Consider the following 13,729-nt stretch of genomic DNA (forward strand, 5'->3'; position numbering starts at 1 on the left):
TGAATTCTAACGAAAAAACCCGCGATAGGCGCGGGTTTCTTCAAAACAGGTAGCTATTTCTACAAGCTTACAGCCTTACATGCGCTGCAAGTCGCGTTGTGCCAGCTGGGCGGCGGAAGTGCCCGGATACTGGGACACAACCTGTTGCAGAATGCCTTTGACCCGATCGGTATGACCGAGGCGGCGCTCTACATCAGCGAGCTTGTACAGCGAATCAGGCACTTTGGGGTGCTTGGGGTAGAGCTGCGAAACCTTGGCAAATGCCTGACCCGCACCTTGCAGATCGCCTTTGGCCAGGTTCACTTCACCCAACCAGTACTGGGCGTTGCCCGCGTATTGGCTGTTGGGGTATTTGCGCAGGAATGCGGAAAAAGCCTGGCTGGCCTTGTCGAAATCCTTGGCTTTGATCAGGTCGAAGGCTGCGTCGTAATACAGCTTTTCCTTCGCCGGATCCGCCGGTTCGCCACCCGCGGCAGGCGCTTGTGTGGAAGTGGCAGCGGCGGCCGCTCCCGCACCTGCGCCGACAGCTGCACCGGGGGCATTCAAATTGCCACCGGTGGAAGAATTATCAGGAGTCGCGGCGGGTGCAACGCCGGTTCCTATGCGCCGATCAAGATCCTGATATCGCTCCAGGTTCTCTTGCTTCATGCGCGCTACATCATTTTGCAGTTCTTCGATCACACCCTGTTGGCGCGAGATCTGATCCTGCATTTGTTGCAGTTGGTTGAACAGCTGGCCCTGTGCCGAGACAGGGGCCGAAACCCCTCCCCCGGCATAGGCGCCGTTCGTACCGTAACCCGCAGGCGGATAACTGCTCCCGCTATTGTTATAGCCGGAGTTGTCCTCGACCACAGGAACCGCAGCCCACACCGCAAGCGGTGCGAGGCTGAGAGCCAAAACAGTTACAGCACGACGGCACGTTCGCATGACGAATTACTTACGCAGTTCGACGCGACGGTTTTGAGCCCAGGACTGCTCGTCGTTGCCGGTAGCAACTGGACGCTCTTCGCCGTAGGAAACCAGTTCCAGCTGAGCTGGGGAAACACCTTGCAGTACCAGGTAGCGCTGAACGGCTTTCGCACGACGCTCGCCCAGTGCCATGTTGTACTCACGAGTACCACGTTCGTCGGTGTTGCCTTCCAGAACAACGCGAGCGCCGTTTGCTTTCAGGTCTTTGGCGTGAACGTCCAGAGCGCGCATGGCTTCTGGCTTCAGGTCCGAGCTGTCGTATTCGAAGTAGAAGGTGGTGATTGCGCGCAGAGCAGCTTCTTCGCTCAGGGAGCCGTCAACTGCACCAGTGTTAGCGCCGTAACCAGCGTTTGGATCTACAGCGCCTTCACCGGCGTTGTCGCCGCCTTTGGACGAGCAACCTACAGCTACAGCCATGGCCAGAGCCAGCGCAGCAAATTTACCAAACTTCAGCATTTCCATCGTGAAACTCCTAATGAACCCCAGTGTGTTAAGTAAAACGTATAGCGCCGCGTCAGTTCAGGTAAGGGGACCAGGACGGTTCTCTGACTTCGCCTTGTGCGGTAGGAAGCGGGAGCCTCACGCGTCCATTAATGGACACGAGCATCAAGACTCCCCGGCCCTGCTGGCGGGTGGCGTAGATTACCATGGTGCCGTTGGGCGCAACAGTAGGCGACTCGTCCAGAGTGCTATCAGTGAGGATCTTTACACTACCGCGTTGCAAATCCTGGGCCGCCACCTTGAAATTGGTGAAGCCTTCCTGACGATGGATCATCACCAGGGTTTTTTCATCGGCCGACAGTTTAGGGTTGGCGTTGTAGTTACCGACGAAGGTCACACGCTCCGCACCACCACCGCCTGCACTGGTTTTGTAGATCTGCGGTTTACCGCCACGGTCGGAGGTGAAGTAGATGGTCGAACCATCCTTACCCCAGAACGGTTCGGTATTGATGCCCTGACCGTTGGTGACACGACTGATCTGACGCGAACCCAGGTTCATCACATAGATGTCCGGGTTGCCGTCTTTGGACAATACGAATGCCAGGCGATTGCCATCCGGCGACCAGGCTGGCGCGCCATTCAGGCCTTCGAAGTTGGTGATCTGCTCGCGGCGACCGGTGTCGATGTTCTGCATGAAAATGCGCGGACGCTTCTGCTCGAACGACACGTAGGCAATGCGCTTGCCATCCGGTGCAAAGCGCGGCGACAGGATCGGCTCGCGCGATTGCAGCAGGGTCACGGCACGGGCACCGTCATAGTCCGAACGTTGCAGCGTGTAGCGCGTGTTCTTCTCGGAGAAGCGCTCAGCCGTCACATACAGCAGACGCGTCGAGAACGCACCTTTGACACCGGTGAGTTTTTCAAACGACTGGTCGGAGATGTAGTGCGCCATGTCGCGCAGTTGATCGACACCGCCCGACACGCTGCCGGTCAGCACTTGCTGCTCGGTGGCGACGTTGAACAACGCGTATTGCACCTGCAGGCGACCGCCCGCCGGAACAATGCTGCCGACCATGACGTACTGGGCACCCAGCGCCTTGAAGTCACGGTAGATGATTTCGCTGGCCTGGCTTGGCTGGCTGATCATGTTCTGTTTCGGAATCGGCGAGTAGTAACCCGAGTTGCGCAGGTCGTTACCGATAATTTCAGCCATGTCGTCCGGCAGCACGCTGCCGCCCTGGAAACCGAACGGCACGACCGCGATCGGGGTGGCCCGATCGCTGCCGCTGGTGACCAGAATGTTTTTTTCATCGGCTGCCGCTATCCCTGCCAGGCAGCAGATAACGACAAGCATTCCTCGAAGAAGGTTTCTCACAAGGCTAGATCCTCAGGTGTGAATGTCATCTTGAATGAACGATAGGGAGCGAAATCGCTCGGCTTCATTCCCTGCATTTCTGTCAAACGTCCAATGTTCTTGACCGCCGCTACAGCGGAAGCGTCAAACGGACCATCGCCACTGGACCTGGCCACGCCGACCGAAGTCACCGTACCGTCCGGCAACATGCCGATTTGCAACACGACCGTCATGCCTTTGCGTGCCGAAGGTGGACGGGCCCAGCCTTCCGCTGCACGAGCACGAATCAGATCATCGAAACTGCCGGCGACTTCGTCACCCTGCTCATCGGCCAAGGCCTGCTGACGCTGCGGCGTGTCGGAAAGCAAATCTGCCAGGGCCTGAGCCTTTTTGTCTTCGGCGGATTTACGTGCCGCTTCCTGCGATTTTTTCTTCGCGGCATCGGCAGCAGCTTTCTTCTTCGCGTCTTCGGCGATTTTCTTTTTCGCCTCTTCAGCTTCAGCTTTCTTCTTGGCGTCTTCGGCAGCTTTCTTCTTCGCGTCTTCGACGATCTTTTTCTTCGCTTCTTCAGCGGCCGCTTTCTTGGCCTCTTCTTCAGCCGCTTTTTTGGCTTCTTCTTCGGCTTTCTTCTTGGCTATATCAGCCAATTGTTTCTCTTCGGCCTTTTTGGCTTCGGCGGCCTTCTTCGCATCGTCGGCTTTCTTGGCTTCATCAGCCTTTTTCGCCTCTTCAGCTTTCTTCGACTCGTCGGCCTTCTTGGCTTCCTCGGCCTTTTGGGCCGCTTCTTCTTTCTTTTGTTCCGCAGCCTTCACCGCTTCCTGCTCGACCTTCTTCTGTTCCATCTGTTCGACTTCGGTCTGACGCGCGGCAGATTTCTTCGCCTCACCCGCAATCTTCTGATTGGTCTGGGTGGTCGCCTGACTTTTCGATTTCAACTGGTACAGGGTCGCCTGGACAATCGGCTTGGCTGGCGGCAGCTCCGGCGTGAAGGCGAAACTGACGAACAGCATGCCGAACACCAGCACGTGCAAGACAATCGCCCAGACACTAGGCCAGAAGTAGCTTTCCGAGGCGGACGGCTCTCGCAGTTGCTGCATCAGGGCGCCTCGGTAATCAAGCCAACATTACCGACTCCGGCCTTCTGCAACCCGCCCATGGCGCCCATGACGGCACCGTAATCGACGGTCTTGTCGCCGCGGATGAACACCTGGGTACGCTTGCCGTTATCGTTACCGGCGCTGATGATCTTGGTCACGGCGCTAGTCATTTGCGGCAAGGTCATGGCCTTGTCCTGCTGCTTATCGGTGTCGACTTCGCTGCCAAGGTTCCAGTAGTAGGTCTTGTCAGCCTTGATCGAAATGGTCAGGACCTGAGTGTTGTTGTCCTGCGGCAAGGCTTCGCTGGAAACCTTGGGCAGATCAACTTTCACGCCCTGATTGAGCATCGGTGCGGTCACCATGAAGATGACCAGCAGCACCAGCATCACGTCGATGTAAGGCACCACGTTCATCTCGGCAACCGGCTTGCGCTTGCTTCGAGCTCGAGCGATTAAAGCCATTGGAAATTACCTGCTTATTCTTCGCTGGTGTGCACTTTGCGGTGCAGGATCGCCTGGAATTCGTCGGCGAAGGTGTAGTAACGGCCCAACAGGGTTTCGCTGCGAGCAGCAAAACGGTTGTAGGCGATTACGGCCGGGATGGCGGCGAACAGACCGATCGCAGTAGCGATCAGTGCTTCGGCGATACCTGGGGCCACAGTGGCCAGGGTCGCTTGCTGGGCGGTCGCCAGACCACGGAAGGAGTTCATGATGCCCCAGACCGTACCGAACAGACCGATGTACGGGCTGACGGAACCGACGGTGGCGAGGAACGGCAGGCTCTGCTCGAGCTTTTCTTCCTCGCGGGAGATGGCGACGCGCATGGCACGCGCCACGCCTTCCATGACCGCTTCCGGATCGACGCCTGACTGCTGACGCAGACGGGAGAATTCCTTGAAGCCGGCACGGAAGATCTGCTCGACGCCGGAATCCGGATCGGGGTTGCTGCCCGCCTGACGGTAGAGTTTGGACAGGTCGATACCGGACCAGAAGCGCTCTTCAAAGCTCTCCAGGGCACGCCGACCGGCGCGCAGCAAGTTGCTGCGCTGAAAGATCATGATCCATGAGGTCACCGATGCGGCTACCAGGGTCAGCATTACCAGTTGCACCACGATACTGGCATTGCTGACCAGGCTCCACATGGAGGAATGGTCGACGACGTTAGCTTCCACGCTTTATCTCCTGCGTTGAGTGTGTACCCGCGCCGCTCACGTCGGCAAAGGCCGCACGTAGAGCTTCGGGAATGGCCCGGGGTTTCAAACTGTTGGTGCGCACACAGGCCACCAGAAACTGCCCTTCGCAGAGCAGCACATTATCCGTGGCCCGCCTGACCTGCTGTTTGAAGCGCAGGCTGACCCGGTTCAATTCAATTACTTCAGCGCTCACCAGCAGTTCATCATCCAGTCGCGCCGGCGCGTGATAACGCGCTTCGCTGGAATGCACGACGAACAACAGGTCCTCCCCTGCCAGCGCCGACTGGGCAAAGCCCAGCTCCCGGAGCCGCTCGGTTCGAGCCCGTTCCATAAACTTGAGGTAATTGACGTAATACACGATGCCGCCGGCATCGGTGTCCTCGTAATAAACGCGACAACGATGTGCGAACGGCTCAAGCCCGTTTTGCGCGCGCATACTCTAGTGCTTACTCCTCAGGTTGCCAATCCGGCCAGGCAACTGTTTTTCATTGATTCGCGGCTTTCTGGCGAAAGTACCGTCCTGGGACAGCACAAACCCCGAATAAATCAGCGCGCAAAGGTTATTGATCGTCCACGGCATCGAGGAACTCGTCTACCACGGGCATCTCGCCCAATCGTGACGGAATGTTTAAACCGAAGTGCAAATACGCATGCCGGGTCACCACCCGCCCCCGTGGCGTGCGCATGATGTAGCCCTGCTGGATCAGGTACGGCTCCAGCACGTCTTCAATGGTGTGACGCTCTTCGCTGATGGCCGCCGCGAGACTGTCCACCCCCACCGGCCCACCGTCGAACTTCTCGATCATGGTCAACAGCAGACGTCGGTCCTGATGGTCGAAACCACGCTCGTCGACATCCAGCAGGTTCAGCGCCAGGTCGGCGATCGGCTTGGTGATATGGCCTTTGGCACGGACCTCGGCGAAATCCCGGACCCGGCGCAGCAAGCGGTTGGCGATTCGCGGCGTACCACGGGCACGACGGGCGATTTCAAAGGAACCTTCCGGGTCCAGCGGCAAACCGAGAATGTTCGCCGAACGGCTGACAATCGTTGCCAGGTCGGCGGTGCTGTAGAACTCCAGGCGCTGGACAATCCCGAAACGGTCGCGCAACGGGTTGGTCAGCATACCGGCACGGGTGGTCGCGCCGACCAGGGTAAACGGCGGCAGATCGAGCTTGATCGAGCGCGCGGCCGGCCCTTCGCCGATCATGATGTCGAGCTGGAAATCTTCCATGGCCGGGTACAGCACTTCTTCGACGATCGGCGACAACCGATGGATCTCGTCGATGAACAACACGTCATGGGGCTCGAGGTTGGTCAATAGCGCCGCCAGATCCCCCGGACGCTCAAGGACCGGCCCCGAGGTGCTTTTGATCGACACGCCCATTTCCTGGGCAATGATGTTGGCCAGGGTGGTTTTACCCAGACCCGGCGGGCCGAAAATCAGGGTGTGATCCAGCGACTCATTGCGCCCGCGCGCGGCCTGGATGAACAACTCCATTTGCTCGCGAACGGTCGGCTGGCCAATGTATTCGGCCAGGCTGACGGGACGAATCGCCCGGTCCTGGACTTCTTCGCGCTCACGGGGACCACCCGTGGCGGCGATCAGACGATCAGCTTCAATCACTTAGATCATTCCCTTCAGGGCACGACGAATCATGTCTTCACTGCTCAAACCTTTCTCCTTGATCGCGGAAATCGCCTTGCTGGCTTCCTGCGGCTTGTAGCCCAGGGAAATCAGCGCGCTGACTGCGTCATTTTCGGCGGCAGCGACTTGCTGCGCAGGCGCATCAGGCTGGTTCGGCACCAGCGCAAACATACTCGGTACGGTTTCCCACGCTTTGAAGCGATCCTTGAGTTCCACCAGCAAACGCTCGGCGGTTTTCTTGCCCACCCCAGGCACCTTGGTCAGCGCCGACGTGTCCTGAGACTGCACGCAACGGATCAACTCGTCGACTTCCAGGCTCGACATCAAGGCCAGCGCCAGTTTCGGCCCTACCCCATTGAGACGGATCAATTCGCGAAAAAAGTCTCGCTCACGCTTGCCGAAGAAGCCATAGAGTAACTGCGCGTCTTCGCGTACGACCAAATGGGTGTGCAAGGTCAGTGGTTCACCGACCGACGGCAAGCGATAAAGCGTGGTCATGGGCACTTCCAGCTCATACCCCAGACCGTTTACATCCAGAATCAGGTGCGGCGGCTGTTTTTCAGCCAAGGTGCCGCGCAAGCGTCCAATCACGTTTCAGATCCTTGAGCGTTGGCCAGATCAGTGCTGGCGACTGACAGAACAAGGGCTTTGCGCCGACAACACAGGCGCAAAACCCTCATTCCAGAAAAAATTGATTGCTGATGCTATCAGAGACGCAGGCGCCCGCCACGACTGCGTGCCGCGCCCAGACCATGGGGCAGCAGGCTGGAACGGGTGTGAGCGTGGCAAATCGCGATGGCCAGGGCATCCGAGGCATCGATTTGCGGCTTGCTGGTCAGTTTCAGCATGTGCATGACCATCATTTGCACCTGCTCTTTATTGGCGGCGCCGGTGCCGACCACGGCCTGTTTGACCTGAGTTGCGGTGTACTCGGCAATTTCCAGGCTCTCTTCAGCGCCGGCGACAATCGCCGCGCCACGGGCCTGCCCCAGTTTCAGGGCGGAGTCGGCGTTGCGCGCCATGAACACCTTTTCGATGCCCATGGTGACTGGGCCATAAGTCTGAATGATCTCACGCACGCCGCGATAGACGATCTGCAGACGCTCATGCAACTCGCCAGCACCGGTGCGAATACAGCCCGATGCCACGTAAACACAACCACGGCCAGTATCGCGAACAATGCCGTAACCGGTGATACGCGAGCCGGGGTCGATACCAAGAATTAAAGTCATAACGCCTGCGAAGCTAGTGCGAATGTCCGAGGAAATTGTAGGAGCTGGATTGCCAGCGAAGGCGGCCTCAAGAATTGCACAAGCTCAAGGGCCTCTTCGCTGGCAAGCCAGCTCCTACAAAGCCAGCGCCTACAGCCAGCTCCTACAATGAGGGCGTAGCATTCAGGTTAGCTGAGCGGCCACCGCCTCTGGAATGTCGGCGTTGNACAGCCAGCTCCTACAATGAGGGCGTAGCATTCAGGTTAGCTGAGCGGCCACCGCCTCTGGAATGTCGGCGTTGGAATAGACGTTCTGCACGTCATCCAGGTCTTCAAGCATGTCGATCAGCTTCAAAACTTTCTCGGCGCCTTCCAGGTCCAGTTCGGCACTGGTGGTCGGCTGCATGACGATTTCCGCGTCATCACCTTTGAAACCAGCCGCTTCCAGAGCGTTACGCACAGCATAGAAGCTGGTGAACGAAGTGAAAACGTCGATCGAACCGTCTTCGTGGGTCACCACGTCATCGGCGTCGGCTTCCAAAGCTGCTTCGGTCAGCGCATCTTCATCGACGCCCGGCGCGAAGCTGATCTGCCCCTTGCGTTCGAACAGATAAGCCACAGAACCGTCGGTGCCAAGGTTGCCGCCGCACTTGCTGAACGCGTGGCGAACAGCCGCCGCGGTGCGGTTGCGGTTGTCGGTCATGCATTCGACCATCACCGCTACACCGCCTGGACCGTAACCTTCGTAGGTCAGCTCGACCACGTCATCGGTATCGGCCGCGCCGGTACCACGGGCAATGGCGCGATCGATGATGTCGCGGCTCATGTTTGCGCCCAGGGCCTTGTCCAGCGCCAGACGCAGACGCGGGTTGGAGCCCGGATCGCCACCACCCTGACGGGCCGCAACGGTCAGTTCACGGATCCACTTGGTGAAGATCTTGCCTCTCTTGGCATCCTGACGTTCTTTGCGGTGCTTGATGTTCGCCCACTTGGAATGACCTGCCATAACTCGCTCCGTATGTCTCTTTGAAACATTGCCCGCCACGCATTCAGTGTCGGCCAGCAATAAAAAAATCTCGACCTAAAGAAAAGGCGCATCCCACAGGATGCGCCTTTGCGGTCAGCCTTACTCTGCTTTTGGCGCTTCGCGCAGACGAATGTGCAGTTCGCGCAGTGCCTTGGCATCCACCAGCCCCGGAGCCTGAGTCATGACGCAGGCGGCGCTCTGGGTTTTCGGGAAGGCGATCACTTCACGGATCGACTGGGCGCCGGTCATCAGCATCACCAGACGGTCCAGGCCGAAGGCCAGGCCACCGTGCGGCGGCGCGCCATATTTCAGGGCGTCGAGCAGGAAGCCGAATTTCTCTTCCTGTTCCGCTTCGTTGATACCCAACAGACGGAACACCGACTGTTGCATTTCCTTGCGGTGGATACGGATCGAACCGCCACCCAGCTCGGTGCCGTTCAGGACCATGTCGTAGGCACGGGACAAAGCGCCAGCCGGGTTGGCTTCCAGCTCTTCAGGAGTGCACTTCGGCGCGGTGAACGGGTGGTGCAAGGCGCTGAAGCTGCCGTCGTCGTTCTCTTCGAACATCGGGAAGTCGACGACCCACATCGGTGCCCATTCGCAGGTCAGCAGGCTCAGATCGTGACCGACCTTGATCCGCAGCGCGCCCAGGGCTTCGCTGACGATCTTGGCTTTGTCGGCGCCGAAGAACACGATGTCGCCATCGACTGCACCGACGCGATCGAGGATCACGTTCAGGTTGGCTTCCGGGATGTTTTTCACGATCGGCGACTGCAGACCTTCAACACCGGCAGCACGCTCGTTGACCTTGATGTACGCCAGGCCCTTGGCACCGTAGATGCCGACGAACTTGGTGTAATCGTCGATCTGCTTGCGTGGCATGCTCGCCCCGCCTGGAACGCGCAAGGCGGCGATACGGCATTTCGGGTCATTGGCCGGGCCACTGAACACCTTGAAGTCGACTTCCTTGAGCTGGTCGGCAACGTCCACCAGTTCCAGCGGAATACGCAGGTCTGGCTTGTCGGAACCGTAACGACGCATGGCCTCTTCGAAGGTCATGTGCGGGAAATCACCGAATTCCAGACCCAGCACTTCCTTGAACAGGTTGCGGATCATGCCTTCGGTGAGGCCCATGATGTCTTTTTCATCGAGGAAGCTGGTTTCGATGTCGATCTGGGTGAATTCCGGCTGGCGGTCGGCACGCAGGTCTTCGTCGCGGAAGCACTTGGCGATCTGGTAGTAGCGATCGAAGCCGGCAACCATCAGCAGTTGCTTGAACAGCTGCGGCGATTGCGGCAAGGCGAAGAAAGAACCAGCGTGGGTACGGCTTGGGACCAGATAGTCGCGCGCGCCTTCCGGAGTCGCACGGGTCAGGATCGGCGTCTCGACGTCGAGGAAGCCGTTCTCGTCCAGGTAGCGACGGATGCTGGTGGTCATGCGCGAACGCAGACGCAGCTTCTCGGCCATTTCCGGGCGACGCAGGTCGATGAAGCGATAACGCAGGCGGGTTTCTTCGCCGACGTCGGAGTATTCGTTCAGCGGGAACGGCGGGGTTTCCGCTTCGTTCAACACTTCCAGCTCGTAGCCCAGGACTTCGATCATGCCCGAAGCCATGTTGGCGTTGACGGCACCGGCCGGACGCAGGCGCACCTTACCGGTGACCTTGACCACGTATTCACTGCGCACGCGGTCGGCGGCGGCGAAGGTTTCAGCGCGGTCCGGGTCGAACACCACCTGGGCCAGACCTTCACGATCACGGATATCGAGGAAAATCACCCCGCCATGGTCACGACGACGGTGGACCCATCCGCAAAGGGTAATTTCCTGGCCTTCCAGGCTTTCGTTCAGTTGGCCGCAATAATGGCTGCGCATCATGGTAGTGGTTTCACTTCTCGTAATTCGAAATTCGGGTGGAGATCTTGCCGCACCACCGCACTTCAATAAGGTGCCAGATGATGCAAGAGCTCGCGCGTGTCGTTCAACCCGGGCGCCTGGCCCTAGTCAGCTTTGTCGCCACCGGCCAGATTTTTCTTGGAACCGGTCTTGAAGTCGGTTTCGTACCAGCCGGTGCCACTGAGGCGAAAGCCCGGCATGGACAGCATCTTTTTAAGCTCTGGCGCCTGGCAGGCAGGGCAGTCGACCAGCGGTGCTGCGCTGATCTTTTGAATGGCTTCCAACTGATGACCACAGGAAGCACATTGGTAGTCGTACATCGGCATGGGGGGTTGTCTCGGCGATCAGATTGCTACCGCGCATGCAGGGCTTTGCGGCAAAGAGCGGGATTATATCCATTAAATGCAGCCTGTGCAGCCGTAAGACTGCACAGACCGACACTCTGTCCGCCGCTCTCGTCAAGCCATGGCCAGGCAACCCTCCTTCAGGCTGTGCACGACGCAGACAACCCGCACCAGCCCGGTGAAGTTCTTCACCCCGCCATGACGCAAATGCACTTCGCGGTCCACATGGGACAACAGCGCACTGACCGAACAGCAATTGACCCTGGCCATATCGCCCAAAATATCCCAATAGACCTGTTCAAGCCGCAAACAGGTCGCAAACCCATTCAAACGCACTGACCGGGAGAATGGCTGAGCCAGCCCCATATCGAGTTCGCTGACGAATGAATCAATCCTTACCTCCTTGAATGGGCTGATCCTCCCCTCGCTTCGTCTGTCTTCCTGAACCATACCGTTGACACTCCTTTGTCATCCTTGCCGCTTGTAAGGGCCATATTCTGTTTCCTTATAAAAGCGCAGGCGCAGAGGCATATCCAGATGACTTTATGACCATCAACGTAGGATAAGCCGACAATGTAGGGACGATCATGGAGCGGGTCCTAGGCCTGACGATTTCCTACGACAACGGACGCAATGTCATCCAACAGACAGGCAATTGATCCCGACTGCCCCCTATTACCCTCCTAAAGCACCGCCGGACTGCCTGATTTGAGTAGCCGCGAGCTTTGCTGTTAAATAGGCAGTGTGTCGCTACCGCCTATTTTCCGGGGGCTGCGCATAGGCTGATACCGGGTACGTGTCCAACGCCTCTTATTGTTCTGAAGCGAACCGTGCCCCATCCGCTCTTCCTTGTGATCCGTCTTAACGTGAGTTAATCAAAATGTTGAAAATCGTCCACCTGCTAATGGGCGCAGCAGCCCTGCTGCTGTCCTTCATCCCTAGCTTGCGATCCGAAGCGTTACCTTACCTGCAACAACCCGATGCGCTGTACCTGGCCTTTTTCGGCCTGCTCAACCTCACCCTCGCGCCTGTTATCCCTTACTGGAACAAAGGCCCGCGTCATCAACTGCAAAACCTGGTCAGCGCCTTGCTGGTTCTGGCCGTCGTACTGCAAACCCTGACGCTGATCGCCCCGATGCCTGTCATCGCCGGTCAACCTGCCGTTCTGTTCAGCCTGGTCGTTACCCTGATCGCCGTTCTTCTGCACCTGGCCATCAGCTTCTACAAATCTTCACCGGCCGCCGCCTCGCCAAGCTATGACATGAGCAACCGCGATACTGGCACCGTCAAGTGGTTCAACACCTCCAAAGGCTTCGGCTTTATTTCCCGTGACTCCGGCGATGATATTTTCGTGCACTTCCGGGCGATTCGCGGTGAAGGTCACCGTGTTCTGGTGGAAGGCCAGCGTGTGGAGTTTTCTGTGATGAATCGTGACAAAGGCCTGCAAGCCGAAGATGTGATCGCCGCCCTGCCGCGTCGCTGATCCAAGGCTAAAAAAAACCGCGAACAGCCAGGCTGTTCGCGGTTTTTTATGACCTGTTATTTAGTAATGCGGCGGTGGCGCCTCCTCTTCGAAGGACTCGAACTGGCCGACCATTTCCTCCTGCCGCTTGAGCAGCGCAGTCATTTGCAGTTGCAACCGCTCAACCGCCTGTTGCTGCGCCGCCAGCACATCATTCAATGTCTGGATGGTGTCATCCTGAAACGCCAACTGGCTTTCCAGATCGGTAACGCGCTCTTCCAGGCTCATGACTCAACCCTCCAGAAACGTGAAATCATCGGTCAACACCAGACGCAACCGCTCGCGAATCGCCGCGATCTGCTCCGAACTGTACGGCTTGGCCGGCTGTTTGCCCCAGACCGGGGCTGGCCAGGCGGCATCCTCTTGCTTGCGCACAATCACATGCACGTGCAACTGACTGACGACGTTACCCAGGGCCGCGACGTTCAACTTGTCCGCATCGAACGAGTCCTTGAGGATTTCTGCCAGTTCAGTCGTTTCCCGCCACAGCTGCTGTTGATCTGCGCCATCCAACTGAAATATTTCACTGATATCCTCGCGGCGTGGCACGAGGATGAACCAGGGGTAGTTTGAATCATTGGACAACAGCAGCCGACAGAGCGGGAAATCGCCGATCGGCAACGTGTCTTGTTGAAGTCGTGGATCTAAAGCGAACACAGCGCACACTCCCGTCTGGTCATCTTTTTTCAGCTTAGCGCCCCCACCGAAAGGCGGCGCCCCAAGCGACAGGACGGCAGCATACCTGCGAACGCTCCACGCTTCACGACGAACTGCCGCCTGCACCACCTTTCGGGCGCCCTGACATGGGCCATTTTGATCGGGGACGCACCATGGAAGAGCCAGCCGTTACACAAAAATGCTGAAATGGCCGATAGACAACGTACCATTCGAATCCACGGCAAAGCGCCATTGTGTGAATTCGGTACAGGAAATGAAATTTTTTGCACCAAAACCGTACAACACGTCTACGCTGAGTGCGTCAGCATCCGCCAATTACTCACTGGCGGGGTGAACCGGTAACGTTTTTGGTTGTC

Annotated in this window: 17 protein-coding genes; 1 reads left to right on the plus strand and 16 read right to left on the minus strand. The window is 58.1% G+C overall.

Features of this window, described 5'->3' with window-relative positions:
* Nucleotides 1-75 precede the first annotated feature (75 nt).
* The 14 genes from ybgF to HCU66_RS24570 all read right to left on the minus strand — a co-directional run bounded on the left by ybgF (nt 76) and on the right by HCU66_RS24570 (nt 11,623).
* Nucleotides 76-927 (minus strand): tol-pal system protein YbgF, encoded by an 852-nt coding sequence (gene ybgF / locus HCU66_RS24505; RefSeq protein WP_205890985.1) that lies wholly within the window; start codon nt 925-927, stop codon nt 76-78.
* A gap of 6 nt (nt 928-933) precedes the next feature.
* Nucleotides 934-1,431: a peptidoglycan-associated lipoprotein Pal gene (gene pal / locus HCU66_RS24510; protein ID WP_003178634.1), complete on the minus strand. Its 498-nt coding sequence runs from the start codon at nt 1,429-1,431 to the stop codon at nt 934-936.
* Between the two features lie 52 nt (nt 1,432-1,483).
* Entirely contained in the window at nt 1,484-2,785 is a 1,302-nt protein-coding gene (gene tolB, locus HCU66_RS24515) for a Tol-Pal system beta propeller repeat protein TolB (RefSeq protein WP_420908074.1), read from the minus strand.
* On the minus strand, nt 2,782-3,861 hold the full coding sequence (gene tolA / locus HCU66_RS24520; protein ID WP_205890987.1) for a cell envelope integrity protein TolA: 1,080 nt from the start codon (nt 3,859-3,861) through the stop codon (nt 2,782-2,784). Before tolA ends, tolB begins: the two co-directional genes overlap by 4 nt.
* Nucleotides 3,861-4,313, minus strand: a complete 453-nt coding sequence (tolR, locus tag HCU66_RS24525; protein WP_205890995.1) for a protein TolR — start codon at nt 4,311-4,313, stop codon at nt 3,861-3,863. Before tolR ends, tolA begins: the two co-directional genes overlap by 1 nt.
* 23 nt (nt 4,314-4,336) lie before the next feature.
* Nucleotides 4,337-5,032: a protein TolQ gene (gene tolQ / locus HCU66_RS24530; protein WP_007977321.1), complete on the minus strand. Its 696-nt coding sequence runs from the start codon at nt 5,030-5,032 to the stop codon at nt 4,337-4,339.
* Complete coding sequence (gene ybgC / locus HCU66_RS24535) at nt 5,022-5,489, minus strand: tol-pal system-associated acyl-CoA thioesterase (protein ID WP_095054356.1); 468 nt, start codon at nt 5,487-5,489, stop codon at nt 5,022-5,024. The genes tolQ and ybgC overlap by 11 nt, the downstream gene beginning before the upstream one ends.
* 124 nt (nt 5,490-5,613) lie before the next feature.
* Nucleotides 5,614-6,678: a Holliday junction branch migration DNA helicase RuvB gene (ruvB, locus tag HCU66_RS24540; protein ID WP_205890988.1), complete on the minus strand. Its 1,065-nt coding sequence runs from the start codon at nt 6,676-6,678 to the stop codon at nt 5,614-5,616.
* Nucleotides 6,679-7,290, minus strand: a complete 612-nt coding sequence (gene ruvA / locus HCU66_RS24545) for a Holliday junction branch migration protein RuvA (protein WP_007933256.1) — start codon at nt 7,288-7,290, stop codon at nt 6,679-6,681.
* A 116-nt stretch (nt 7,291-7,406) separates the two neighbouring features.
* A complete protein-coding gene (ruvC, locus tag HCU66_RS24550; protein ID WP_018926500.1) occupies nt 7,407-7,931 on the minus strand; it encodes a crossover junction endodeoxyribonuclease RuvC in 525 nt (174 codons plus the stop codon).
* Between the two features lie 237 nt (nt 7,932-8,168).
* Nucleotides 8,169-8,915 carry a YebC/PmpR family DNA-binding transcriptional regulator gene (locus tag HCU66_RS24555; protein ID WP_205890989.1) on the minus strand — a complete coding sequence of 249 codons (747 nt, stop codon included), beginning with the start codon at nt 8,913-8,915 and terminating at the stop codon, nt 8,169-8,171.
* A 120-nt stretch (nt 8,916-9,035) separates the two neighbouring features.
* The gene (gene aspS / locus HCU66_RS24560) at nt 9,036-10,811 is read right to left on the minus strand and encodes an aspartate--tRNA ligase (protein ID WP_205890990.1); all 1,776 of its coding nucleotides are present in this window, start codon (nt 10,809-10,811) and stop codon (nt 9,036-9,038) included.
* Nucleotides 10,812-10,933: 122 nt separating this feature from the next.
* A complete protein-coding gene (locus HCU66_RS24565) occupies nt 10,934-11,155 on the minus strand; it encodes an FmdB family zinc ribbon protein (protein ID WP_010457489.1) in 222 nt (73 codons plus the stop codon).
* Nucleotides 11,156-11,287: 132 nt separating this feature from the next.
* Nucleotides 11,288-11,623: a ribbon-helix-helix domain-containing protein gene (locus HCU66_RS24570; protein ID WP_205890991.1), complete on the minus strand. Its 336-nt coding sequence runs from the start codon at nt 11,621-11,623 to the stop codon at nt 11,288-11,290.
* A gap of 430 nt (nt 11,624-12,053) precedes the next feature.
* Between HCU66_RS24570 and HCU66_RS27345 the strand changes: the two genes are divergently transcribed.
* On the plus strand, nt 12,054-12,656 hold the full coding sequence (locus HCU66_RS27345; RefSeq protein ID WP_205890992.1) for a cold-shock protein: 603 nt from the start codon (nt 12,054-12,056) through the stop codon (nt 12,654-12,656).
* 60 nt (nt 12,657-12,716) lie between these two features.
* On the opposite strand, the gene HCU66_RS24580 is transcribed toward HCU66_RS27345, so the two are convergent.
* Both HCU66_RS24580 and HCU66_RS24585 read right to left on the minus strand, forming a co-directional pair.
* The gene (locus tag HCU66_RS24580) at nt 12,717-12,923 is read right to left on the minus strand and encodes a SlyX family protein (RefSeq protein WP_205890993.1); all 207 of its coding nucleotides are present in this window, start codon (nt 12,921-12,923) and stop codon (nt 12,717-12,719) included.
* 3 nt (nt 12,924-12,926) lie between these two features.
* Complete coding sequence (locus HCU66_RS24585) at nt 12,927-13,352, minus strand: HIT domain-containing protein (protein ID WP_205890994.1); 426 nt, start codon at nt 13,350-13,352, stop codon at nt 12,927-12,929.
* Between the last annotated feature and the right edge of the window lie 377 nt (nt 13,353-13,729).

The sequence above is a fragment of the Pseudomonas frederiksbergensis genome, assembly GCF_017114915.1.
Taxonomy (GTDB): Bacteria; Pseudomonadota; Gammaproteobacteria; order Pseudomonadales; family Pseudomonadaceae; genus Aquipseudomonas; species Aquipseudomonas frederiksbergensis_I.

What these genes read in the sequence shown, in the direction of transcription:
- HCU66_RS24565 (WP_010457489.1), bottom strand. Translation starts at nt 11,155, where the DNA reads ATGCCGATGTACGACTACCAATGTGCTTCCTGTGGTCATCAGTTGGAA.
- HCU66_RS24555 (WP_205890989.1), bottom strand. Translation starts at nt 8,915, where the DNA reads ATGGCAGGTCATTCCAAGTGGGCGAACATCAAGCACCGCAAAGAACGT.
- ybgC (WP_095054356.1), bottom strand. Translation starts at nt 5,489, where the DNA reads ATGCGCGCGCAAAACGGGCTTGAGCCGTTCGCACATCGTTGTCGCGTT.
- HCU66_RS24570 (WP_205890991.1), bottom strand. Translation starts at nt 11,623, where the DNA reads ATGGTTCAGGAAGACAGACGAAGCGAGGGGAGGATCAGCCCATTCAAG.
- ruvC (WP_018926500.1), bottom strand. Translation starts at nt 7,931, where the DNA reads ATGACTTTAATTCTTGGTATCGACCCCGGCTCGCGTATCACCGGTTAC.
- aspS (WP_205890990.1), bottom strand. Translation starts at nt 10,811, where the DNA reads ATGATGCGCAGCCATTATTGCGGCCAACTGAACGAAAGCCTGGAAGGC.
- pal (WP_003178634.1), bottom strand. Translation starts at nt 1,431, where the DNA reads ATGGAAATGCTGAAGTTTGGTAAATTTGCTGCGCTGGCTCTGGCCATG.
- ybgF (WP_205890985.1), bottom strand. Translation starts at nt 927, where the DNA reads ATGCGAACGTGCCGTCGTGCTGTAACTGTTTTGGCTCTCAGCCTCGCA.
- tolA (WP_205890987.1), bottom strand. Translation starts at nt 3,861, where the DNA reads ATGCAGCAACTGCGAGAGCCGTCCGCCTCGGAAAGCTACTTCTGGCCT.
- HCU66_RS24580 (WP_205890993.1), bottom strand. Translation starts at nt 12,923, where the DNA reads ATGAGCCTGGAAGAGCGCGTTACCGATCTGGAAAGCCAGTTGGCGTTT.
- HCU66_RS27345 (WP_205890992.1), top strand. Translation starts at nt 12,054, where the DNA reads ATGTTGAAAATCGTCCACCTGCTAATGGGCGCAGCAGCCCTGCTGCTG.